Source organism: Aquirhabdus parva (assembly GCF_003351745.1).
Taxonomy (GTDB): Bacteria; Pseudomonadota; Gammaproteobacteria; order Pseudomonadales; family Moraxellaceae; genus Aquirhabdus; species Aquirhabdus parva.
Genome location: NZ_CP031222.1, coordinates 16,731 through 39,392, shown reverse-complemented (window position 1 = coordinate 39,392; position 22,662 = coordinate 16,731). Strand labels below are relative to the sequence as shown.

The 22,662-nt window shown below is 47.3% G+C and carries 17 protein-coding genes, 2 tRNA genes, 3 rRNA genes and 1 pseudogene; 7 read left to right on the top strand and 16 right to left on the bottom strand.

Features of this window, described 5'->3' with window-relative positions:
* Positions 1 to 9: 9 nt before the first annotated feature.
* The 8 genes from HYN46_RS00215 to HYN46_RS00180 form a co-directional block, all read right to left on the bottom strand.
* Positions 10 to 933, bottom strand: a complete 924-nt coding sequence (locus HYN46_RS00215) for a LysR substrate-binding domain-containing protein (protein WP_114897568.1) — start codon at positions 931 to 933, stop codon at positions 10 to 12.
* Between the two features lie 212 nt (positions 934 to 1,145).
* Positions 1,146 to 1,260 (bottom strand): 5S ribosomal RNA (gene rrf, locus HYN46_RS00210).
* 184 nt (positions 1,261 to 1,444) lie between these two features.
* Positions 1,445 to 4,333: ribosomal RNA gene (locus HYN46_RS00205) — 23S ribosomal RNA — on the bottom strand.
* Positions 4,334 to 4,673: 340 nt separating this feature from the next.
* Positions 4,674 to 4,749 (bottom strand) — tRNA-Ala (locus HYN46_RS00200).
* Between the two features lie 65 nt (positions 4,750 to 4,814).
* Positions 4,815 to 4,891 (bottom strand) — tRNA-Ile (locus tag HYN46_RS00195).
* A gap of 148 nt (positions 4,892 to 5,039) precedes the next feature.
* Positions 5,040 to 6,562, bottom strand: a 16S ribosomal RNA gene (locus tag HYN46_RS00190).
* The 16S, 23S and 5S rRNA genes sit together here with 2 tRNA genes alongside, the layout of an rRNA operon.
* Before the next feature lie 635 nt (positions 6,563 to 7,197).
* Positions 7,198 to 8,184, bottom strand: coding sequence for an alpha/beta fold hydrolase (locus HYN46_RS00185; protein ID WP_114897567.1), 987 nt, complete (start codon positions 8,182 to 8,184; stop codon positions 7,198 to 7,200).
* Between the two features lie 182 nt (positions 8,185 to 8,366).
* Positions 8,367 to 10,193, bottom strand: a complete 1,827-nt coding sequence (locus tag HYN46_RS00180) for an ABCB family ABC transporter ATP-binding protein/permease (protein WP_228254846.1) — start codon at positions 10,191 to 10,193, stop codon at positions 8,367 to 8,369.
* 228 nt (positions 10,194 to 10,421) lie between these two features.
* Here HYN46_RS00180 and pgsA point away from each other — a divergent pair, with 228 nt between their 5' ends.
* Positions 10,422 to 11,006 (top strand): CDP-diacylglycerol--glycerol-3-phosphate 3-phosphatidyltransferase, encoded by a 585-nt coding sequence (pgsA, locus tag HYN46_RS00175; protein WP_114897566.1) that lies wholly within the window; start codon positions 10,422 to 10,424, stop codon positions 11,004 to 11,006.
* Positions 11,007 to 11,054: 48 nt separating this feature from the next.
* Here pgsA and HYN46_RS00170 read toward each other — a convergent pair whose 3' ends face one another.
* From HYN46_RS00170 to recN, 5 genes are all read right to left on the bottom strand, one after another.
* On the bottom strand, positions 11,055 to 12,290 hold the full coding sequence (locus HYN46_RS00170) for a mechanosensitive ion channel family protein (RefSeq protein ID WP_114897565.1): 1,236 nt from the start codon (positions 12,288 to 12,290) through the stop codon (positions 11,055 to 11,057).
* Between the two features lie 60 nt (positions 12,291 to 12,350).
* Positions 12,351 to 12,992, bottom strand: a complete 642-nt coding sequence (locus HYN46_RS00165) for a phosphatase PAP2 family protein (protein ID WP_114897564.1) — start codon at positions 12,990 to 12,992, stop codon at positions 12,351 to 12,353.
* Positions 12,992 to 13,468 carry a Holliday junction resolvase RuvX gene (gene ruvX, locus HYN46_RS00160; RefSeq protein WP_114897563.1) on the bottom strand — a complete coding sequence of 159 codons (477 nt, stop codon included), beginning with the start codon at positions 13,466 to 13,468 and terminating at the stop codon, positions 12,992 to 12,994. The genes HYN46_RS00165 and ruvX overlap by 1 nt, the downstream gene beginning before the upstream one ends.
* Positions 13,461 to 14,039, bottom strand: a complete 579-nt coding sequence (locus tag HYN46_RS00155; RefSeq protein WP_114897562.1) for a YqgE/AlgH family protein — start codon at positions 14,037 to 14,039, stop codon at positions 13,461 to 13,463. The genes ruvX and HYN46_RS00155 overlap by 8 nt, the downstream gene beginning before the upstream one ends.
* Positions 14,040 to 14,319: 280 nt before the next feature.
* On the bottom strand, positions 14,320 to 15,972 hold the full coding sequence (gene recN, locus HYN46_RS00150) for a DNA repair protein RecN (RefSeq protein WP_114897561.1): 1,653 nt from the start codon (positions 15,970 to 15,972) through the stop codon (positions 14,320 to 14,322).
* Between the two features lie 417 nt (positions 15,973 to 16,389).
* Here recN and ppnP point away from each other — a divergent pair, with 417 nt between their 5' ends.
* The 4 genes from ppnP to HYN46_RS00125 all read left to right on the top strand — a co-directional run bounded on the left by ppnP (position 16,390) and on the right by HYN46_RS00125 (position 19,747).
* The gene (gene ppnP, locus HYN46_RS00140) at positions 16,390 to 16,707 is read left to right on the top strand and encodes a pyrimidine/purine nucleoside phosphorylase (RefSeq protein ID WP_114897559.1); all 318 of its coding nucleotides are present in this window, start codon (positions 16,390 to 16,392) and stop codon (positions 16,705 to 16,707) included.
* Positions 16,708 to 17,079: 372 nt separating this feature from the next.
* A complete protein-coding gene (locus tag HYN46_RS00135) occupies positions 17,080 to 17,838 on the top strand; it encodes a TerC family protein (RefSeq protein ID WP_114897558.1) in 759 nt (252 codons plus the stop codon).
* A 195-nt stretch (positions 17,839 to 18,033) separates the two neighbouring features.
* Positions 18,034 to 18,792, top strand: a complete 759-nt coding sequence (gene rlmB / locus HYN46_RS00130) for a 23S rRNA (guanosine(2251)-2'-O)-methyltransferase RlmB (RefSeq protein WP_114897557.1) — start codon at positions 18,034 to 18,036, stop codon at positions 18,790 to 18,792.
* Between the two features lie 40 nt (positions 18,793 to 18,832).
* Positions 18,833 to 19,747: a DMT family transporter gene (locus HYN46_RS00125; RefSeq protein ID WP_228254845.1), complete on the top strand. Its 915-nt coding sequence runs from the start codon at positions 18,833 to 18,835 to the stop codon at positions 19,745 to 19,747.
* Between the two features lie 91 nt (positions 19,748 to 19,838).
* Here HYN46_RS00125 and HYN46_RS00120 read toward each other — a convergent pair.
* Positions 19,839 to 20,123: pseudogene (locus HYN46_RS00120) on the bottom strand (carboxymuconolactone decarboxylase family protein); the annotation flags it as partial.
* A gap of 182 nt (positions 20,124 to 20,305) precedes the next feature.
* On the opposite strand from HYN46_RS00120, the gene HYN46_RS00115 reads away from it, so the two are divergent.
* On the top strand, positions 20,306 to 21,421 hold the full coding sequence (locus HYN46_RS00115) for a site-specific integrase (protein WP_114897555.1): 1,116 nt from the start codon (positions 20,306 to 20,308) through the stop codon (positions 21,419 to 21,421).
* 101 nt (positions 21,422 to 21,522) lie between these two features.
* Complete coding sequence (locus HYN46_RS00110) at positions 21,523 to 21,810, top strand: hypothetical protein (protein ID WP_114897554.1); 288 nt, start codon at positions 21,523 to 21,525, stop codon at positions 21,808 to 21,810.
* A 54-nt stretch (positions 21,811 to 21,864) separates the two neighbouring features.
* On the opposite strand, the gene HYN46_RS00105 is transcribed toward HYN46_RS00110, so the two are convergent.
* Both HYN46_RS00105 and HYN46_RS00100 read right to left on the bottom strand, forming a co-directional pair.
* Positions 21,865 to 22,362, bottom strand: a complete 498-nt coding sequence (locus tag HYN46_RS00105) for a lysozyme (protein WP_162818032.1) — start codon at positions 22,360 to 22,362, stop codon at positions 21,865 to 21,867.
* Positions 22,359 to 22,658: a phage holin family protein gene (locus HYN46_RS00100; RefSeq protein ID WP_407640763.1), complete on the bottom strand. Its 300-nt coding sequence runs from the start codon at positions 22,656 to 22,658 to the stop codon at positions 22,359 to 22,361. The genes HYN46_RS00105 and HYN46_RS00100 overlap by 4 nt, the downstream gene beginning before the upstream one ends.
* Between the last annotated feature and the right edge of the window lie 4 nt (positions 22,659 to 22,662).

Genomic DNA, 22,662 nt, shown 5'->3' with positions numbered 1-22,662 from the left:
GTTTCGTATTTAAGAAGCCAGATTTTTCAGTTCTGAAAAGACGATACAAGAAGGATCGTTAATTAACCAATGCCACAGGATTTGAACCGCAGGATGACGCCGAACTTCAGGTAGCGCCGCAAGATGATAAGCACCTGATAAAGGCTGGCTTGACTCAAAGGCAATCTGTAGGCGACCACTCTGCAGAAATGAATCCACCAACGGAAAGACGCCAAGCGCAACACCTAGACCTTGGCTCGCCGCCTCATACATGACTTGCGCACTGTCAAAATAGCGTGGTTCACGTAAGGGGGCGGTATAGCCCGCTTGTGATAACCACTCGGACCATTGGTTACGGGGATGAATAAGCTCTAAGAGCGGCACATCTTGCAGATCTTCTATCGATTTTGGTGCAGGTGTGCCATCCAGCAGTACTGGCGGTGAAACGACGAAGGCCTCAAGATCAAATAGTTTTTGCGACGTAAAATTGGGCCAATCGCCGTGACCATATAAAATTCGCAGATCGGCAGCGCCACCGGCCAGTTCAACGTTATCCGCGCAGGTCTGGATCACCAGCTCGATGCCTTGGCATTTCTTATAAAAATCTGGCAGACGTGGCACTAACCAGCTCACGGCAAAGGATTGTGACATACCGAGCCTTAGCGCGCGCCGCTCGGCATCAGGTGCCATCCACTCGGTTGCAGCACGCATGGCTTCATAGCTTGGCTCTAAGCGCTGTAGATAGCGCACGCCCGCTGCGGTCAATGTCGGCGTTTGCCCAACTCGATTGAATAGTTTAACGCCGACATGCTCTTCCAGCATCTGAATACGGCGTGAAAATGCGGCTGGGCTCAATGCCAGTTGGGATGCTGCATCTTTAAAGCTCGTAGCACGGCGACTTGCGACAATAAACGCCTCGATAGCACCCCACGGCGGAGAACGACGCTTTTGCATGATATAACCTGAAATGGACGGTCATTAACTGTACGATATTTAGATTGCAGCTTGATGTCGTACTTGAATAGGAAGGAGTGTATAGAGGATGCTTTTAAGGAAGTTATTAAGAAAGGGGACCATAAAGAATAAAAACATCCCCTATAAAAGCAAAACCCCCAACCAAGTTATTGGTTGGGGGTTAAGTTTGTAGCTTTGTACTACGAATAATGAGCTGACGATGCCCTACTCTCACATGGCGAATGCCACACTACCATCGGCGCAAAGAGGTTTCACTTCTGAGTTCGGGATGGGATCAGGTGGTTCACTCTTGCTATAGTCGTCAGCACAACTGTTAGGCTTGGTGATGCACGTTTGAAGTAGTCTTCGCACTGCTGTTTCACTTTGCCAATCTTACAGATTGGGCTGATTGAGTTGTCGCTAATTTTACTAAATCCGAATCAAGCGTGCAATGTTGATTGCGCTTTTGATCTATAACCTTTAAAGCCAACAACAACCGCTTGGGTGTTGTATAGTCAAGCCTCACGAGCAATTAGTATTCGTTAGCTTCATACATCGCTGTACTTCCACACCGAACCTATCAACGTCGTAGTCTTCAACGGCTCTTTAGGGGGTAAACCCCTGGGAGATCTAATCTTGAGGTGGGCTTCGCGCTTAGATGCTTTCAGCGCTTATCCCTTCCGAACATAGCTACCCGGCTGTGCCATTGGCATGACAACCGGAACACCAGAGGTTCGTCCACTCTGGTCCTCTCGTACTAGGAGCAGATCCTCTCAAATCTCCAACGCCCACGGTAGATAGGGACCGAACTGTCTCACGACGTTCTAAACCCAGCTCGCGTACCTCTTTAAATGGCGAACAGCCATACCCTTGGGACCTGCTTCAGCCCCAGGATGAGATGAGCCGACATCGAGGTGCCAAACACCGCCGTCGATATGAACTCTTGGGCGGTATCAGCCTGTTATCCCCAGAGTACCTTTTATCCGTTGAGCGATGGCCCTTCCATACAGAACCACCGGATCACTAAGACCTACTTTCGTACCTGCTCGACTTGTGGGTCTCGCAGTTAAGCGCGCTTTTGCCTTTATACTCTACGCGTGATTTCCGACCACGCTGAGCGCACCTTCGTACTCCTCCGTTACTCTTTAGGAGGAGACCGCCCCAGTCAAACTACCCACCATACATTGTCCCCGCCCCCGATCAGGGGGCTGGGTTAGAACCTCGACGTTACCAGGGTGGTATTTCAAGGATGGCTCCAATCGAACTGGCGTCCGATCTTCATAGCCTCCCACCTATCCTACACAAGTAAAGTCAAAGTTCAATGTAAAGCTGCAGTAAAGGTTCACGGGGTCTTTCCGTCTAGCCGCGGGTACACGGCATCTTCACCGCGATTTCGATTTCACTGAGTCTCTGCTGGAGACAGCGCCGCCATCATTATGCCATTCGTGCAGGTCGGAACTTACCCGACAAGGAATTTCGCTACCTTAGGACCGTTATAGTTACGGCCGCCGTTTACCGGGGCTTCGATCAAGAGCTTCGCTTTCGCTAACCCCATCAATTAACCTTCCGGCACCGGGCAGGCATCACACCCTATACGTCCACTTTCGTGTTTGCAGAGTGCTGTGTTTTTAATAAACAGTTGCAGCGGCCTGGTTTCTGAGGCTGCCAACAGCTCAAGGAGCAAGTCCTATCACCATCAGCAGCGTACCTTCTCCCGAAGTTACGGTACCATTTTGCCTAGTTCCTTCAGCAGAGTTCTCTCAAGCGCCTTGGTCTACTCGACCTGACCACCTGTGTCGGTTTCGGGTACGATTCCTGCATAACTGAAGCTTAGAGGCTTTTCCTGGAAGCTTGGTATCAATCACTTCGCTGTACAAGTACAGCTTGCTATCGGCTCTCAGCATAAAGAGTCCCGGATTTGCCTAAGACTCATGCCTACCACCTTCCACCTGGACAACCAACGCCAGGCTGATTTAACCTTCTCCGTCCCCTCATCGCATTATGCAGAAGTATCGGAATATTAACCGATTTCCCATCGACTACGCATTTCTGCCTCGCCTTAGGGGTCGACTAACCCAGCCCCGATTAACGTTGGACTGGAACCCTTGGTCTTTCGGCGTGCGAGTTTTTCACTCGCATTATCGTTACTCACGTCAGCATTCGCACTTCTGATATCTCCAGCATGCTTCTCAACACACCTTCACAGACTTACAGAACGCTCCCCTACCACTTGAAACAAGTTCAAATCCGCAGCTTCGGCTTCTAGTTTGAGCCCCGTTACATCTTCCGCGCAGGCCGACTCGACTAGTGAGCTATTACGCTTTCTTTAAAGGATGGCTGCTTCTAAGCCAACCTCCTAGCTGTCTATGCCTTCCCACATCGTTTCCCACTTAACTAGAAATTTGGGGCCTTAGCTGGCGGTCTGGGTTGTTTCCCTCTTGACTACGGACGTTAGCACCCGCAGTCTGTCTCCCGGATAGTACTCACTGGTATTCGGAGTTTGCATCGGTTTGGTAAGTCGGGATGACCCCCTAGCCGAAACAGTGCTCTACCCCCAGTGGTATTCGTCCGAGGCGCTACCTAAATAGCTTTCGGGGAGAACCAGCTATCACCGAGTTTGATTAGCCTTTCACCCCTATCCACAAGTCATCCCCCGGCTTTTCAACGACGGTGGGTTCGGACCTCCAGTGCCTGTTACGGCACCTTCATCCTGCTCATGGATAGATCACTCGGTTTCGGGTCTATACCCTGCAACTATACGCCCTATTCAGACTCGGTTTCCCTACGGCTCCCCTATACGGTTAACCTTGCTACAGAATATAAGTCGCTGACCCATTATACAAAAGGTACGCAGTCACGGAACAAGTCCGCTCCTACTGCTTGTATGCACACGGTTTCAGGATCTATTTCACTCCCCTCACAGGGGTTCTTTTCGCCTTTCCCTCACGGTACTGGTTCACTATCGGTCAGTCAGGAGTATTTAGCCTTGGAGGATGGTCCCCCCATGTTCAGACAAGGTTTCTCGTGCCTCGCCCTACTCGATTCATTTAGAGTGCCCTTTCGTATACAGGGCTATCACCTACTATGGCCGACATTTCCAGGTCGTTCTACTAAAACACTCTAAACTTAATGGGCTAATCCCTGTTCGCTCGCCGCTACTAAGGGAATCTCAATTGATTTCTGTTCCTACGGGTACTGAGATGTTTCACTTCCCCGCGTTCGCTTTGCAACACTATGTATTCATGTTGCAATACCTATCTTACGATAAGTGGGTTCCCCCATTCAGACATCTCCGGATCATAGGATTGTTGCCGCCTCCCCGAAGCTTTTCGCAGGCTCACACGTCTTTCATCGCCTCTGACTGCCAAGGCATCCACCATGTGCACTTCATTACTTGACTATACAACCCCAAACGGTCGTCTTAAATCCCAACTTCTGATCTAAGGCTTCTATTCAAAGTCTTGTTGATTGAACAACGTACAGCTTCAATGGTTATTTGACCAAAACGCTTGATTCAGTTTTAGGTGACTTATTCTCTGTACGATGAATAAGTCACAATTAACTACAACTCAATTTTTCCAATCTATTAAAGAGTTTCTCAGCCTTCGTCAGGTCAGAGATATTCAGCAATTTCTCAACACTACAGTGTCGATCAATCAACAGAGGTTAGTATTAGCTACTAAGCTATGTTGACTCTTAATCTTTCATTCCGACTTTCAATTTCCTAATCGCTTAGAAAATGGTGGAGTCTAACGGAGTCGAACCGTTGACATCCTGCTTGCAAAGCAGGCGCTCTACCAACTGAGCTAAGACCCCGTATTCAGTTCATTTAACCCAAACCATTACGATTCGCACTAAATTTCACCTATTCAGCTGGCTAGTGGTGGGTCTGGGCAGACTTGAACTGCCGACCCCACGCTTATCAAGCGTGTGCTCTAACCAACTGAGCTACAGACCCGCAGGCCAGCTTCGCTCGTCATTTAACTGTTTTACTTGTTTAGATCACTGTCTTTTACAGACAACGATGCAAACAATACAGTCTAGCGACTTGCTTGCTTTTGTGAAGAACAACTTGTTGTGGATTCTTGCTGGCCCGATGGATTCGTTAAGGAGGTGATCCAGCCGCAGGTTCCCCTACGGCTACCTTGTTACGACTTCACCCCAGTCATCGGCCACACCGTGGTAAGCGCCCTCCTTACGGTTAGGCTACCTACTTCTGGTGCAACAAACTCCCATGGTGTGACGGGCGGTGTGTACAAGGCCCGGGAACGTATTCACCGCGACATTCTGATCCGCGATTACTAGCGATTCCGACTTCATGGAGTCGAGTTGCAGACTCCAATCTGGACTACGATCGGCTTTTTGAGATTAGCATGCCCTCGCGGGTTAGCAACCCTTTGTACCGACCATTGTAGCACGTGTGTAGCCCTAGCCGTAAGGGCCATGATGACTTGACGTCGTCCCCGCCTTCCTCCAGTTTGTCACTGGCAGTATCCTTAGAGTTCCCACCCGAAGTGCTGGCAAATAAGGAAAAGGGTTGCGCTCGTTGCGGGACTTAACCCAACATCTCACGACACGAGCTGACGACAGCCATGCAGCACCTGTGTTCTGATTCCCGAAGGCACTCTCGTATCTCTACAAGATTCCAGACATGTCAAGGCTAGGTAAGGTTCTTCGCGTTGCATCGAATTAAACCACATGCTCCACCGCTTGTGCGGGCCCCCGTCAATTCATTTGAGTTTTAGTCTTGCGACCGTACTCCCCAGGCGGTCAACTTATCGCGTTAGCTGCGCCACTAAGGCCTCAAGGGCCCCAACGGCTAGTTGACATCGTTTACGGCATGGACTACCAGGGTATCTAATCCTGTTTGCTCCCCATGCTTTCGCACCTCAGCGTCAGTATTAGGCCAGAAGGCTGCCTTCGCCATCGGTATTCCTCCAGATCTCTACGCATTTCACCGCTACACCTGGAATTCTACCTTCCTCTCCCATACTCTAGCTTGCCAGTATCGAATGCAATGCCCAAGTTAAGCTCGGGGATTTCACATTTGACTTAACAAGCCGCCTACGCGCGCTTTACGCCCAGTAATTCCGATTAACGCTCGCACCCTCTGTATTACCGCGGCTGCTGGCACAGAGTTAGCCGGTGCTTATTCTGCGGGTAACGTCCGACATTCACGGGTATTAACCGTGGTGCCCTCCTCCCCGCTTAAAGTGCTTTACAACCAAAAGGCCTTCTTCACACACGCGGCATGGCTGGATCAGGCTTTCGCCCATTGTCCAATATTCCCCACTGCTGCCTCCCGTAGGAGTCTGGACCGTGTCTCAGTTCCAGTGTGGCGGATCATCCTCTCAGACCCGCTACAGATCGTCGCCTTGGTGAGCCTTTACCTCACCAACTAGCTAATCTGACCTAGGCTCATCTGTTAGCGAGAGCAATAAAGCCCCCTTTCTCCCGTAGGACGTATGCGGTATTAGCGTTCGTTTCCGAACGTTATCCCCCACTATCAGGCAGATTCCTAGGCATTACTCACCCGTTCGCCGCTAAGTACCGAAGTACTCCGCTCGACTTGCATGTGTTAAGCCTGCCGCCAGCGTTCAATCTGAGCCATGATCAAACTCTTCAGTTTAATGTTTCATAGTGACTTGAGGTCACCAATCTTTGGCTCATCTTTCACTAGCTATATGTCACTTAAGACATCATTACTTCAATCATTACCTAAAATGAATTGCGAGTAATTTCTACCAATTACTAAATGATAATTTATCTCATCGTAACCAGCAAAAATCCACACAAGTTGTTCTTCACAAGTTCTTAAAGAGTCTTTCGTAAAATCAAAACCTAGAGCCCATTGACTCATCAATCCCAATCTCACCCGCTACGTCCATCGTCTGGTTCGCTGCGGTAGGAGGCGTATTCTACAGAAGTTTTTCTCATTGTCAACGTTAATCTTTATCTATTTTTAATTCGTGCAACACACGTTCTAAAAATCTACAAACACAACCGCCAAAACTACTCAAACATCCGCCAAAACACTTAAGCTACTGTTTTTCTTACTTATTTCTAAGACAGTCAACGTCGCTGTGGGGTGCATTCTATACATTTCCTCAACCCTGTCAAACCCTTTCTTCAATTATCCTTCCGGATGATCAGTTTGTAGGCGAAAACGTACGCTTTTGGGCGTTTTCGCTTAATTTGCATTCGTTTTGGAGGTCTACTCTAATCCTGAGACGAGATTGAGTGAAATAAGAATAACGGCGTTCGTTATGAAGAAATTCTGATTTGAGCGGTTTCTGCTTTTGTATCAGCCAAAAATTCACCCAGCACTCGCGTAAATTTGACAGGTTCAGTAATCAGCGGCGCATGGCCAGAACGCTCAAACGGAATCACTTTGACATGTTTGGCATATTTAGCAATTTGCATTTGGCCACGTGGATCATAAAGCTGAGACTGCATGCCAACGATCTGGGTAATAGGCGTTGTGCAGTCTTTCAAACTTTCGCGATAATCATAACCCTCGCCAGCATAGGCCGCAAAATAAGCTTGAATATCTTCGATCTTGGTTAATGGCAGCTTATTGCTAAACGGCAATAGCCCAAGTAATGCCAATTTATACCAAGGTTTTTTAGCGGTCTGACCACTGAGCGCCAGAATGATGTTTTCTATTTTATCGACGATATCACCTTGAAACTTCGCTGGAATATCACCGATATAGGTCGCTAAAGGGTAATGAGACAATAATTCAGCCGCTTCACGCATGTTTTGGAAAAGCTCTGATTGCCGCTCGCCCACAAGTCCATACGACCAATTGTCTTGATTACGGATACACGGTGATTGGTCGATATGCAGATAACGTTTAACCAGCTCAAACTGACCAGCGCGCTGTAGATGCATTGAGGTCGTTGCACCCAATGAATACCCTACCAGCAAGATATCTTTTAATCGGTAGTGGGCGATTAGATCCTGGATATCTTCCATATGATTCTGAAAAACATCGGCTTGATTAAACGGTACATGCGACGAAAGACCTGCCCCACGCAAATCCGGCATATAAAAACGATATTGATGGGCATAGCGTGCAACAAAGGGGAGCCAATAACTGGCACTCATACCAAGCCCGGGCAACATCAATACCGACTGTCCCATCGTTGTACCGAGCACCCGTACCTTGAGATAATGACCATCACGCAACGGAACTGATGCGGTATGGTTAAGTTCATTCAAGATCGAACGGAGGACGGTCAACGGCATGATGTATATCCATATAACTGGTGCGAGCGTTTATATGACACTCAACAAAAAAATAAGACAGCGTGAAAGTTTATTGCTTTAACTGTGTTTTGTTAGAAAATACTTCTTTTAAATTTCAGCCCGAATACTATAAGGAATATTTATCGGGCGCTGTGTTTATAAAGCGTAAAATTGAGTACCCGTCAATCACGTTCCGCTTGCTGTTGTCGCCACATGGCGGCGTACAAACCGTCGAGGCGTAATAACTCTGCATGTGCACCTCGCTCCATAATTTGTCCATCAGCCATCACCAAAATTTCATTGGCATCAACAATGGTCGATAAGCGATGTGCAATCACCAGCGTGGTTCTACCACGACTCACCTCACGCAGATTCGCCTGAATTTCACGTTCAGTATGCGTATCCAGTGCGCTTGTTGCTTCATCAAATAACAAAATGGCCGGATCTTTCAAAATCGTTCGGGCAATAGCGACCCGCTGCTTTTCACCGCCAGACAGTTTCAAGCCGCGCTCACCCACTACCGTATTGTAACCATCGGGCATCGCCAAAATGAACTCATGGATATGTGCAAGCTTAGCCGTATGCTCAATCTCTGCGGTCGTTGCGCTCGGGTCGCCATAAGCGATGTTATAGCGAATCGTGTCGTTAAACAGCACTGTATCTTGCGGGACAATCCCTAAAGCAGCTCTTAAGGTTTCCTGTGTCACTTGGCGGATATCTTGCCCATCCACTAGGATCGCACCGCCGTTCACATCATAAAAACGAAATAGCAAACGACTCAAAGTCGACTTGCCCGCACCCGAGGCCCCAACAACCGCAACGGTCTGCCCTGCTGGAATACTAAAGCTGACGCCCTTGAGAATCTCTCGTCGAGGATCATAGCCAAATTGGACGTCCCTGAATTCAACACGTCCACCACTGACCTGTAATGCAGGCGCATTGGCCACATCCGCAATTTCGCGATTGACGCCAAGCAGTTCAAACATTTTTTCCATGTCAGTAAATGCGCGCTTGATGGCACGATAAACAAAGCCCAAGCCGTTTAATGGGGCATAGAGCTGGAGCAGGTAGCTGTTCACCAAGACAAAGTCTCCGATGCTCATCGTGCCCGCCTGAATGCCTTGAGCCGCCATCCACATCATGATCGTCAGACCAATCGAGATGATAAAGCCTTGCCCGACGTTGAGGATCGATAGACTGGATTGACTTTTAACGGAGGAATCTTCGAGTTTCTTGAGTAAATCATTGTATTTTTTGGCTTCCAGTGCCTCATTCCCAAAGTATTTCACCGTCTCAAAGTTCAGTAATGAATCGATAGCCTGGGTATTAGCACGGCTCTCGTCTTCATTCATCTCCCGATAAAACTTGGTACGCCATTCCGTGATGGTAAACGTAAACACAAGATATGCTGCGACCGTCAGCAAAGTGACCAGTGCAAACCAGCCATTGAATAGCTTCCATAGAATGATCGTGACCAGACCAATTTCAAACAGAGTCGGTACTAAACTAAATAACAAGTAAGACAGGAGCGTATCAATCGCACGTGTGCCGCGTTCAATAGAGCGATTCACCCCGCCTGTCTGGCGTGATAGATGAAAGCGCAGCGACAAATGATGTAGATGATCAAAGACCTTCACCCCAACCACACGAATAATATGCTGCTGGACGCGGGCAAAAACCGTATCGCGCAGCTCAGCAAACATCAGCGCCATCACTCGCGTCAAACCATAGGCGACAATCAGCGCCACAGGCACGATTAAGATCGCGGGATTTTTTAAACTAAGCGCATCAACCGCGTGCTTATAAAGAATCGGTAAATAGCTGGTTGTCAGCTTGGCTGCAAATAATAAAACCAGCGCCGTCACCACACGAGCACGCAGTCCCCATTCGCCTTTTGGCCAGAGGTAAGGCAATAAACTTTTAATAACCGCAAAACCACTCATACCTTGATAGGGTGTCGGTGACTTAGTGTCCGTTTTCTGCGGGCTGGGCTGTTGGGCGCTGTTCAAAATAATCTACACATCATAAAGTGCTGAGCTTCTGTTAATAAGGGCAGTTTTCGATAAATCGAGCCTTGAAATAAGATTTTTCTCATCCGATCATCTGTCTGCTATGATGACGACTTAGGCATCCGTTCAGATATTGGTTTTAATGACATCACTTGCTTCTGTAGAAATGGATTTTTTATAAACTAAAAGCCCTGCTGTCAGCATTTGAAAAAAGCGCGAGGAACATCCGTGACCGGTAAAATACTAAATATTCCAAATATCCTCACGCTATCGCGTGTTGCGCTGATCCCCGTTTTTCTCCTGATTGCTTATTGGCCACCCGCCATTGGCATTGCGGGTCACACTGGTAGTCTCACTCGCCACATCGTCTTGGCAGGTTTATTTGCACTTGCCGCAATCACCGACTGGCTAGACGGTTATCTGGCTCGCGTCATGGATCAAAGCTCAGCCTTTGGTCGCTTCCTTGATCCTGTGGCCGACAAACTGATGGTTGCAGCCGCGCTCGTTGTTCTCGTCCAATGGCAGCCTAATATTTATATGGCCTTTGCCGCGATTGTGATCATCTCACGGGAAATCACTGTATCTGCCCTACGAGAGTGGATGGCGGAATTGGGCAATCGCGCAAGCGTCGCCGTTTCATGGGTCGGTAAACTCAAAACGACCTTTCAGTTGATTTCCATTACAGTGTTTTTATTAAATTTAGATGCCTTGTCGATCGTTTCTTACGTTCTGCTCTATATCGCAGTCATTCTGACACTGTGGTCCATGATGATTTATTTACGTGCCGCGTGGCCGTATCTCAAAGAAAAATAACATCGATGAAACGTTAAAGCCCCCTATCAAGAGCTTTAACGTCTTGTGTTAGTCATCAACATCCGCCGCCATGGCGGATGAGCGAAATGCAGCTTCACGAACATCAATCCCGGTAGGTTTTTGGTAATGACGGAGACCAAACTCCGGCAAGATCGCATACAAGTGATCAAAAATATCTCCCTGTATGCGTTCATAGCGTACCCAAGCCGTAGTCGAAGTAAAGCAATAGACCTCGATGGGAATCCCTGCACCCTCACTGGCAAGCTGCCTTACCATACACGGCATGCTGCGATGAATATCCTTATGGGTATCAATATAGGCCTGCGCATAGGTTCTAAAACTACCCAAATTGGTTAAACGTCGTTGATTAACTGGACTCGCCTTGCCAAGAGCTTCATTCCACTCCATTAATTCTTGTTTCTTGGCGCGTATATACCGATCCAGCAAGCGAAACTCAGCAAATTTTTGAGTCTCCTCCGCAGAAATAAAATGCACACTGGTCGCATCGATAAGTATTGAACGCTTAATCCTGCGCCCTCCTGCATCAAACATTCCCCGCCAATTTTTATAGGACTCACTGATCATGCGCCAAGTCGGAATCGTAGTGATCGTCTGATCGAAGTTACGGACCTTGACGGTATGCAGGCTGATATCAATCACATCGCCATCCGCACCAGCGGAAGGCATTTCAATCCAATCCCCGATACGCAGCATATCATTTGAGCTGAGCTGCACACTGGCCACAAAACCTAATATCGTGTCTTTAAACACCAAGAGTAATACGGCGGATAACGCTCCCAGTCCTGATAAAAGTGGCCATGCTTCGCGTTGGGTCAACGTCGCAATAATCACGACAACACCGATCATATAAACCAATATATTGATCAGTTGCAGATAGCCTTTAATCGGTCGGTCGGTCTTATGATGTTGCAGACGCTCTGCGGCGATCAGCACTGCACTGATGGCCCGCATCAAGAACAGAATGATGATGGCCATGGCAAAGGAACTGAGTCGTTCTTCCGCACGTTCAGAAAGATTGGGGACGTACTCAAGACCATTGTAAAAAATCAGTGGCGGAATGATACGGGCAAAGCGTTTAAAGACCCCTGCTTCAAATAACACATCATCCCAGAGCCATGGTGTCCGTTTTACAATCAGGCGAATGACGGGTAAAACGAGGCGACGGAAAAAGATACCAACCAGCCACGCAACGACTAATAGTGCAAATATGCAGAGCCATCTTTTTGCAACCGGTTGCTGCCAAATTGATAAAACAAATTCCATTAAACGAGACCTATGGTTTTATCGGTGTAAGGAAAATATAACGCAAAGCTTCTTTTTTCATTAAATTGGTCGCCACATCCAACGATATAGCACAGTTACCCATGCAATACCCAGCACCCAACCAGCCACGACATCCGTTGGATAATGAACACCCAGATAAATGCGCGACACCCCCATAAGGGCAAGCCATACCACACCAACTATAACGCTCGGCCAGCGCCAGACAGTTTTCCAGCAAACCAATATCAGTACAGTCGCCAAGGTCGCCGCATATAAACTATGACCGCTGGGGAATGACGCGCCATAGTCTTGTACGAGCCTTGGCCAAAGTTCGGGTCTGGGACGATTCATAAGCACTTTTAAGGACCAGCCCAGCACTACCGATCCAATCATTGAACCCCAGAGAAAATAGAGCTCACTCCACCATGACAATTTGATAAAAACACTATAACTGGTCAATAAGACCAATAGAATGGCGCAGGCAGGTAAGCCCCCTAAATAGGATAGCCCTATGGCAACTCGATCCAAAAGGGGCTGAGAGAACTGATGAACAGACCACATGATGGACTGATCAACCTTAAAGACGTTTTGTGTCAATACACCGCAACTGATCAGAATCATGGCCAACCATGGGAGAGTCCATAGACAAAAGGTCAGCGCCTCATGGGTTTTTTTCACGTGATTTAAATCACGTGAATCCATTAAGGGAGCACTCCCACAGGCTCACGAAACCAGCTTTCGATGAGGAGTACTGCAGCCATCGAGTCGGCCGCTGGAGCTTTGCCCTTACGTTGATTGGTCACCCGACGCACATCTTCCCGTGCCTCACGTGTGGTGAGGCGCTCATCAACCATCCACACCGGCTTATTCAAGCGATGTTTGACACGGCGTGCAAATTTTCGCGCGCGTAAACACAACTCTGACTCACTGTCATCCATGTTCAATGGCAATCCAACCAAGCAGATATCGGGCTGCCATTCTGCCAACATCTTATCCAGCAGCATCCAATCTGGGATGCCATCTTTCATCGGAATCAAAGACAACGGTGTCCCCGTTCCTGTCATGGATTGACCAAATGCAACACCGGTTTTCTGTGTCCCAAAATCAAAAGCCACAATTCGCTGAATCTGAATCGGAGCTTCTTGCTCAAGTTTCCCCTGATCCTGCAAATCAGGCATGACCCACTTCGCTAGATAGCCAAGGTGAGTTCACACCAAATTTTGCAGCGGCGGCTGACCAGCGCTCGTCATAGGGTAGGTTAAACAGCAGCTCCATATCCGGTTCACAGACCAGCCAATCCCCACGCTTCAACTCAGCTTCCAACTGACCGGCGCCCCAACTGGCAAAACCCAGCATGATCTGATAATTCCCGACACCCTCATTATGAGCAATCGCCTCAAGAATATCTTTACTCGTCGTGATACAGACATTTTCACTGACCGCAATCGAAGAGTGCCAGACCGGTTGACCAGTATGCAGGACAAAACCCACTTCAGGACGCATCGGACCACCTTGCAAAACAGCATGCGGATTAACCAAATCAGAGACAATCTGTAAATCGGACAACAGTTCACTGATCCCGACCGTACTTGGACGATTGAGTAAAAGTCCCATTGCCCCCTCCTCATCATGGCGTGCGATATAGATGAGCGAGTCAGCAAAGAAATCATCATTTGCAATCGCATCAGAGTCACGAGGTGCGATCAAACAACGATGGGTTAGATTCTGATGCAAGAATGTTTTGGGCATAGAAAGTATCCATAAAAAATGAAGATGAATGCAGCTTATTAATCAATAAATGGTGCAACATTTCAGCTTTTACAAGTTTAAGAACGCCTAAAAACGGAAAAACATCAACAAAACACAATAAAACTGATGCATATTTTGCGCCATCCATGGTGCATTTGGTCGTAAATAATGCGCTGATCAAAAAAGCGATCTCATCTTACTTTAAGAGCAAAATGAGATAAAAACCAGACCAATTAACAATTTAGTCTGGATTCAACTGTTAAATTCTTACACGGCTGGATCAAACCGATTGCAGTAAGCTACGCGCGTGTGACAAAGTCGCTTCATTAATCTCGACACCACCTGACATACGGGCCAATTCACTGATGCGCTGATCCTGAGTCAGTTCACGAAGGCTACTTGCCGCCTGCTCCCCCTGCTGTTTTTCGACCAATACATGCTGATGCCCCTGAGCAGCAACCTGCGGTTGATGCGTGATACACAAGACTTGCACTTGCTCACCCAGATTGCGTAATAAACGCCCGACGACCTCAGCGGTGCCTCCACTAATCCCGACATCCACCTCATCAAAAACCAGCACTGGCGCTTCAGCATAAGCGGCGATCATGACTTGCATCACTAGTGCAATTCGTGACAACTCGCCACCCGAAGCAACTTTAGCCAGCGGTTGCAGTGGAATACCACGATTGGCACTGAAAAGTAATCGGATTTGACTTAAACCATTTGCACTGGCAACAACGGGGGCAAACTCAAACTCAAAACGCGCCTCAGGAAGTGCCAGAGGTTTAATTTGTGTCGTGAGTTGCTCAATCAGCGGAATAACTGCCTTTTTACGCGCCTGATCAAGCGCCAATGCAGAAGCTTGATAAGTTTGCTCCGCTTGCGTCACTTTCAACTGTAGCGAGTCGCTATCCGCTAAACCATCCAAAGTTTCTAGCTCGCGACTCCAGCTCTCAAAATCTTGTTTCAGGGATTCGGGAGTGGTGCGATATTTCCGTGCTAAACGATGAAACTCGCCCAAACACTCGTCCACTTGCGCAAATCGTTCGGGATCTAATACTTGCTCATCTGCAAACTGCCGTAAGGTGGAAACAGCTTCTTGTAGCTCCGTTTGCGCGGACTCAAGGCCTGTCGCCACTGCCGCCAAGGATTCAGCACGACCAGACTGGGCCTGTGCTCGACGCAGCAACGAACCCAGTTTAGACAGTAAATTATCTTCACCCTCATCTAAGCCCTCAAGCAACGCTGCAGAATCCTGCATCATGCCTTCAAAATGGCTAAGTCGATCGTGCTCCTGTTCAAGCTCTGCATAGTCATACTGCAGGAGCGGTTGTACATCTTCAATCTGGGCATTTAGCACGTCTTGACGCGCCAGTAATGCTTCACGCTCAAGCAATGCACGTTGTTGCTGTTTGACGAGGGTTTGCCACTCTTTATAGTCCGTACGTACCGCATCCGCTTGCGACTGAAGCTGTGCTGCTGTATCCAGCCAATGCATGGGATACTCAGCTTTTAGAAGTTGCTGTTGACTATGCTGTCCATGCAGTTGAACCAGTAAATCGCCAAGTTCGCGCAGTTCCGCCAAACTGGTTGGCGTGCCATTAATCCATGCTTTACTGCGTCCTTCAGCCAAAATCACTCGCCGCAATCGAACCTCAAACTCATCATCGATATCCAGTAGCTCGCGCTCACTTAACCATGCTCTGGCAGCCGTACTTTTATGCAGATCAAACTGGGCGGTGATATCGGCTTTATCCGCACCAAAACGCACGCTTTGCGCATCCATCCGCTCTCCCAAACACGCAGACAGCCCATCCAGCAGAATTGACTTCCCCGCACCGGTTTCGCCGGTCAACACCGTGAAGCCCGCATGTAGATCCAAGGCGACATCACGCGCTAATGTAAAATTCTGCAAATTTAATCGGGTCAGCATGGATCAACCAGCCTCTAAAAATGAAAGCGAAATACTTAAATAAACCATGTAAAGCTTAAAACTGGCACTCAAACAAACTCTTTAAACTCAAACACATTAAATCCATATGAACAACATTAAATTACTACGTGCTTTGCAAAAGAGACTCTCTGCATGTTACACCAGCCGCATCGAAAATAAAGCGAATCAAATGGAGCATCACCAAACTTGAACAGGATGATCTTATCCAATTTCATGGCATACACGAAATCCCATAAAATACCTTGCAGATAATATTTCAACCAGAGGAAATTGGCAGTTAACAAGAGTGTGATCGGCTTATCATATCGATCAGATATTCTGATTATCAAACCTCGTAGATGACTAGTTCTCATGCGCCGAGATTGCTAGAATACGCCCATCAATATGGAGAGTGTTATGGGCCCCGCGCAATTCGATCAAGTTAGTGTGATCAAAAAATCTAACGTCTACTTTGACGGCAAGTGTGTCAGTCACACCGTTTTATTTGCTGATGGCAGCAAAAAAACAATTGGGGTTATTCTACCTTCAACACTCACTTTTAATACGGGTGCTCCAGAGCGCATGGAAATCATTTCCGGCGAATGCCAAGTCACACGCCCAGGCAAAGCCACTGAGCAGTTCCGTAGCGGCCAATCCTTCTTTGTTGATGGCAATAGCAGTTTTGAAATTCAAGCCTTGAGTGTTGTTGATTACGTTTGCCATTTTGAAGGTTAATAGGCTGACTTAACTGATCAGCCCTTTATTGAGCCGTATTTTAAAAAGGATCATGTTGTTGTTTAAAATACGGCAAGATAGTAACTAAGCCGCTTCCCCTGATAAAAAATAAAACGCGGCATAGCCTACGCATCTATTCCACATCCCTCACGTCATCCCTGTGACATCAGCATACGCTAGGCTTCACACTTCGATAGATCCGCGAGAATAGTCGAGCACATGACGACCGCTCACGCAATTACTATATATTTATCAGTATCTATTTGGGATAATAAAAAAGTATGTGCGTCATTTATAAAAACAGTTTAAATAGAATCATTTAGCGTTTATTTTTTCTTTTTCCATTATGAATCATTAGCGAGAACAAGTGTTATGGATTTTTTTAGTTGGATGAGCAATCCAGAAGCATGGGTCACGTTAGCGACACTGACCGTGCTTGAAATTGTGTTAGGTATCGACAATATCATCTTCCTCACGATTTTAGTCGCCAAAGTACCCAAACACTTGCAAAACCGGACCCGTGTGTTTGGCTTGGCATTAGCCATGATCACCCGTATTTTATTACTGCTTTCCATTTCATGGGTCATGCGTTTAACCGAACCCTTATTTGCGATTCTGGATCACAATATCAGTGGCCGCGATCTGATTTTGATTTTGGGCGGACTGTTTCTCATCTATAAGAGCATTGTTGAAATCTATGAAGAGACCGATGGTGAAGAAGAGCACAACGAACTCACCACCAGTGATGCCGTACAAAAAGGTGTCTTCGCGATCGTCATTCAAATTGCCATCATCGACATTGTCTTTTCTCTCGATTCGGTGATTACCGCGGTTGGTCTATCGAATGACATCCCCGTCATGGTCCTTGCCGTAGTGGCATCGGTTCTGGTGATGATGTTTGCCGCTAAACCCATTGGTGATTTTGTCGAACGTCATCCATCGATCAAAATGTTAGCTCTCACCTTCTTGGTCTTGGTCGGTGGCTTTCTGGTCATCGAAGGTTTGGGATTGCATCTTGAAAAAGGTTATCTCTACGGCGCGATGGGTTTCTCCTTATTGGTCGAACTCCTGAACATTCGCCGCCGTGGTAAGACCGCACGTCATCATCGCAAACAGGCTTTGGGCAAATAACCCCCATTTCTCCTGACCCAAAAAAGCCGACTATATTTTGAGTCGGCTTTTTTATTCAAACGGTCCATTCTTTAAATATTACTTTTCATCATAATATGTTCAGGAAAGATGCGCTAAATTCGCTAGAATAGGGCACCTAATTAGCGCTTCTTATTGAGCGAGCGTTTTTCTTACCGCACGAACCCAGAGTAAACCATGGCAAAAGCAGCAAAAACCGTAGAACACCACTTTGGCCTACACGCGGTTGAATCACTTCTGAACACCATGCCAGAACAAGTCTTAGGACTCTTTGTCCTGCAAGGGCGGGATGATGAACGTCTACAAGCCTTGATCAAACAAGCCGAACCCCATGGTATCTCTGTGCAAAAAGCCAGTCGCGATACCTTAAGCAAAATGTCCGAAGGTGCGCAGCATCAAGGTATTGTCGCAGCCGTGCGTCCGGCACCTGTCTCAGATGAAGGGGATCTAGAGCGTCTGGTTCGCTCAACTAGCAATGTCTTCTTACTCGCACTTGATCAAGTGACTGATCCACATAATCTTGGTGCTTGTATGCGTACCGCAGCAGCAATGGGTGTACATGGTGTGATTGCACCACGTGATCGCGCAGCAGGACTGACACCCATTGCACGTAAGGTTGCTGCTGGTGCAGCGGAAGTCATTCCCTTTTTCCAAGTCACGAATCTATCTCGTACCTTGGTCGCTCTGCAAGAAATGGGCGTGCAGACGGTAGGTACCATGCTGGATGAAGGTGCAAAGCCTTTACATCAAATCGATTTAACCGGTGCACTAACCATCGTCATGGGTGCTGAAGACACCGGCCTACGTCGCCTCACTCAAGAGAACTGTGATCAACTGGCTTATATCCCCATGGCAGGGACGTTACAGAGCTTAAATGTCAGCGTGGCCACAGGCATGGCGATTTATGAAGCCTGCCGCCAAAGACAACCCGCTTAAGAACATCCCCCCTTGCATCTACATCACTCGGAGTTTTTGAGTGCAAACTATTGAATTTGATGCGGCTCATATCAAACGTACACGATTGATCGGTTATTTATTACTGGCTGCGACCATGTTGATTTGGGGTAGCTTTACCCTGCTCTCACGTCTTGGTGCAACCCAATCCATGACGTCATGGGACATAGGCGCATTGCGTTTCGTCACCGCCGCGCTGGTTTTAATTCCGATCCAGATTTATCGCCGTGAATGGCGCTTTTTGCTGGATTGGCGAGCATGGGTACTCGCGATGCTTGGTGGTGTGGCTTATGCCTCCCTTGCCTACTTAGGCTTTGGCTATGCTCCAGCTGCGCATGCTGCGATTTGGATGACAGGTATGCTGCCTTTTTGGACAGCGATTGCCGCATTGATCGTGTTACGTGAGGCCATGACCCTGAACAACTGGATTAGTCTTGCCGTTATTGCTACAGGACTTACGGGGATGAGTTTGCTTATGCTTGAGCAGCATACTTTTATTCTGGGCATTGGCGATCTTTTCTTTTTTATGGCATCAATGGCATGGGGATTCTATACCGCGTTCTTAAAGCGCTGGATGTTGCCGCCTTGGCAAGCGATGGCAGGAGTTGCGATTTTATCTGCTGTGGTTTATTTACCGATTTACATGCTCTTTCTGCCCAGTAAACTGGCGGAAGCAACACTTCCACAAATTCTGACACAGGCGATCTTTCAAGGCATCTTTGTGGTCATTGTCGCCATGCTGACGTTTATCGGCGCAGTTGAGCGACTGGGTGCCTTCAAGGTCGGTAGCGTACTTGCTCTTGCACCACTGCTTGCCGCACTTGCAGCAGTGCCACTCTTACATGAGCCTTTGTCTTTAGCACTGGTTGTCGGTTTGATTGCCGTTAGCATCGGTGCATTACAACCTTGGCGACTCTTTCAAAAAGAGAACGTCTAAGATTGATGTTCGTTAATAATTAAAAAGCCCTGATTCACCAGGGCTTTTTAATTTAATCATCATGTAATGGCACCCATTCATAGCTGACGATTTATCGTGTTTTGAGCCATTCATCAATCACTTCTTGAGCCGCTCGAAATCCCTCTTGAGCCGCAGGTGCACCACAATAGACGCTACTGTGTAAAAGAACCTCCTGAATCTCACTGACCGTGCAGCCATTGTTCAATGCACCGCGGATGTGACCCTGTAACTCTTTAGGTGCCTTCAGAGCAACCAGCATCGCAATCGTAACCAGTGAGCGCGTGCTACGCGGCAAGCCATCCCGCTGCCACGTTGATCCCCAGCCATGCTCATTGATCCACGCCTGCATCGGTTGGGGTAAAGCGCAAGTAAATTATTTACATTCATACATTTAAATTTAAGCCATTATTTTTTATTATTTTTCCTTTCGTTTTCATACTGCGTATTCATGTTGCTATCTTGCGGGTTTTTGCGTCCTAATGGTACATTGTTGCTACAGATTTACTAAAACGTAAAATTCAGCCGAGTATGTAGCAAATGGGATCAGTAATACCCCGAAAAAATGCAAAGGGTGAAACACGTTACACCGCCCAGATACGCATTAAAAGAGAAGGTTTGCAGCCTTACTCAGAATCACGCACGTTTTCCAAAAAATCGCTTGCTACGACTTGGCTATCCAAGCGCGAAGCAGAGATAGAACTCGACCCATCTATTCTTAATCCTGATCTAGCAATTAAAAATAACATGACTCTGGGTCAGGCGTTTGAAAAGTATCTTGATGAAGTAACCGGGTTTGGGAGGTCCAAGCGAAACGGCATTCTTTTGCTCACAAAATTTCCCTTTGCAAAACTTAAAATGTCGAAGGCCACACGCTCCGACTTTGCCGATCATGTCAATATGAGACGCAAAGGCACAGCCGAGTACAAAGCGATTATGCCGAGTACGGCACTGCAAGACCTGCAATATACCAAGGTCGTTATGGAACACGCTGAACTTGTCTGGGGTGAAGTCGTCAACGTGCGCGAGCTCGAACACGCTATGAAGGGCCTGCGCAAGTCTAGGACCATAGGAAAGGGCAGGCACCGAGATAGACTGCCCACAACAGAAGAATTGATAACCTTAACAAACCATTTCCGCGATACATGGGAACGCGGCCGCACAAACTACCCCATGCACTTAATCATGTGGTACGCGATTTATTCTTGTCGTCGTCAAAATGAAATATGCAATTTACTACTGAGTGACTATAACGAGGAACAAGGGCACTGGTTGGTGCGCAATCTTAAAAACCCCAACGGATCAGACGGCAACAATAAAGCTGCTCTCATTGCAGAACACACGAAAAGCATAATTGATTTACTACGTGATCCAGAGACACGAAAAAGAATGGGCGCTGCGCCCGGTGAAGATAGAATGTTACCGTTAGATAATACTGCTATTCGTACTTATTTCAGTGACGCCTGCAGAATGGTAGGGATTAAGAACTTACGCTTTCATGATTTGCGTCATGAAGGGGCGACAAGGCTTGCAGAACAAGGCAAGACCATACCGCAGATTCAGCAAGTCACATTGCATCTAAGTTGGTCCAGTCTTGAGCGATATGTGAATATTTCACATCGAGGGAAGGTTTTAGAGTATGAGGAAACATTATGAGCATTACTCATCTGATTTTAAATCTCATGATTTAAATTCACTTTAAATAGACATTACGATTTCGTAAGATTTATCTAACGATATTGTAGTGAGATTTAACCATGCGCCCCGTCATAAATTTAACCAGAGCTGTAATAAACAAAAAACTCGATGAACTGCATATCAATAAGCAGATACAGATATATGAAGATGAGTTTAAAGCGGCTTACCCTCTAACCAAAGATTTGCAGGATCATTGCGCGGTTTTCTTGGCCTCAAGGGATGACCCTTGGTTAGATTGGGCGGTGCTACATGCACAGGGGTTTTTCTTGGTGCGGAAAATTGACAGAAAAACTAAACGCATTCCTAAAGAAGAGCCGGTTAATCTTGATTTGAATTGGCATGATTGATCATGGTACCGCAATCAATTACGGTACCACGGTGTAAGGTGACTCACATATACGCTATGCGGCCTTCTTAACAGGTGTTAAGCATTGCTTGTTCTCTTTGGCCCGCCTGCTCACCAAACCCGGCAACACTTTGCCTCCGGCTTTGTTGTACAGCAAGATACGATTACAAGCCTCTTTATGATTGCCTTGGTTCAAGTACGTCACAATACTGCTTTTACAAAACGCGCCCGTTCCAATGTTATAGGCTAAATCAGTATAAGCCTCATACTCGTTTTGATTAATCGGCTCATTGACGCAACTCAATACGCCTTGGCCGGCAATCAACACACGGGATTGAATCAAAGCATCACACTCTGCGCGGGTGTACGCTTTGCCAGCAATAACGCCTTTTCCCGTGATACCTTCGCAGACTGTCAACACCCCCACAGAATCATAATATGGCTTGTAGCGGGTGCCCTCATGACTGCTAATCGTCGCCAAAAGAGAAGCTGCAAGCAATACAAGCCCTGCAACCCAATTTTTCTTAATGATCGGCTGTTTAGGTGTATTCACTGGCCCACCCCGCTTCTCTTCCTTACCCATGCTTCAATCACACTAGCGCCTGCAATACCTAACGCACTGCCAACACCGACAAGGGCAAGGGGTGATATATCCGGGATTTGCATAACAATCGCACCAGCAACAAGAGAAGAGCCGGAACCCAATAAAGTCCGGCCAATCAATAGACGAAGGGTCAACACTTCATTACTCGCTAATACCTTGCCTAAGCCGATCAAAGCGCCTATGACAATGAGCATCAGGCCGTTTTTTTCATAATCTTGCATGGGTTTTTCCTTCTTGGTTTGCATGACA

Excerpts from the sequence above, each read along its gene's own strand:
- HYN46_RS00215 (WP_114897568.1), bottom strand. The coding sequence starts at position 933 with ATGCAAAAGCGTCGTTCTCCGCCGTGGGGTGCTATCGAGGCGTTTATT.
- HYN46_RS00185 (WP_114897567.1), bottom strand. The coding sequence starts at position 8,184 with ATGCCGTTGACCGTCCTCCGTTCGATCTTGAATGAACTTAACCATACC.
- HYN46_RS00170 (WP_114897565.1), bottom strand. The coding sequence starts at position 12,290 with ATGGAATTTGTTTTATCAATTTGGCAGCAACCGGTTGCAAAAAGATGG.
- HYN46_RS00165 (WP_114897564.1), bottom strand. The coding sequence starts at position 12,992 with ATGGATTCACGTGATTTAAATCACGTGAAAAAAACCCATGAGGCGCTG.
- ruvX (WP_114897563.1), bottom strand. The coding sequence starts at position 13,468 with ATGCCTGATTTGCAGGATCAGGGGAAACTTGAGCAAGAAGCTCCGATT.
- HYN46_RS00155 (WP_114897562.1), bottom strand. The coding sequence starts at position 14,039 with ATGCCCAAAACATTCTTGCATCAGAATCTAACCCATCGTTGTTTGATC.
- recN (WP_114897561.1), bottom strand. The coding sequence starts at position 15,972 with ATGCTGACCCGATTAAATTTGCAGAATTTTACATTAGCGCGTGATGTC.
- ppnP (WP_114897559.1), top strand. The coding sequence starts at position 16,390 with ATGGGCCCCGCGCAATTCGATCAAGTTAGTGTGATCAAAAAATCTAAC.
- HYN46_RS00135 (WP_114897558.1), top strand. The coding sequence starts at position 17,080 with ATGGATTTTTTTAGTTGGATGAGCAATCCAGAAGCATGGGTCACGTTA.
- rlmB (WP_114897557.1), top strand. The coding sequence starts at position 18,034 with ATGGCAAAAGCAGCAAAAACCGTAGAACACCACTTTGGCCTACACGCG.
- HYN46_RS00115 (WP_114897555.1), top strand. The coding sequence starts at position 20,306 with ATGGGATCAGTAATACCCCGAAAAAATGCAAAGGGTGAAACACGTTAC.
- HYN46_RS00110 (WP_114897554.1), top strand. The coding sequence starts at position 21,523 with ATGCGCCCCGTCATAAATTTAACCAGAGCTGTAATAAACAAAAAACTC.
- HYN46_RS00100 (WP_407640763.1), bottom strand. The coding sequence starts at position 22,658 with ATGCAAACCAAGAAGGAAAAACCCATGCAAGATTATGAAAAAAACGGC.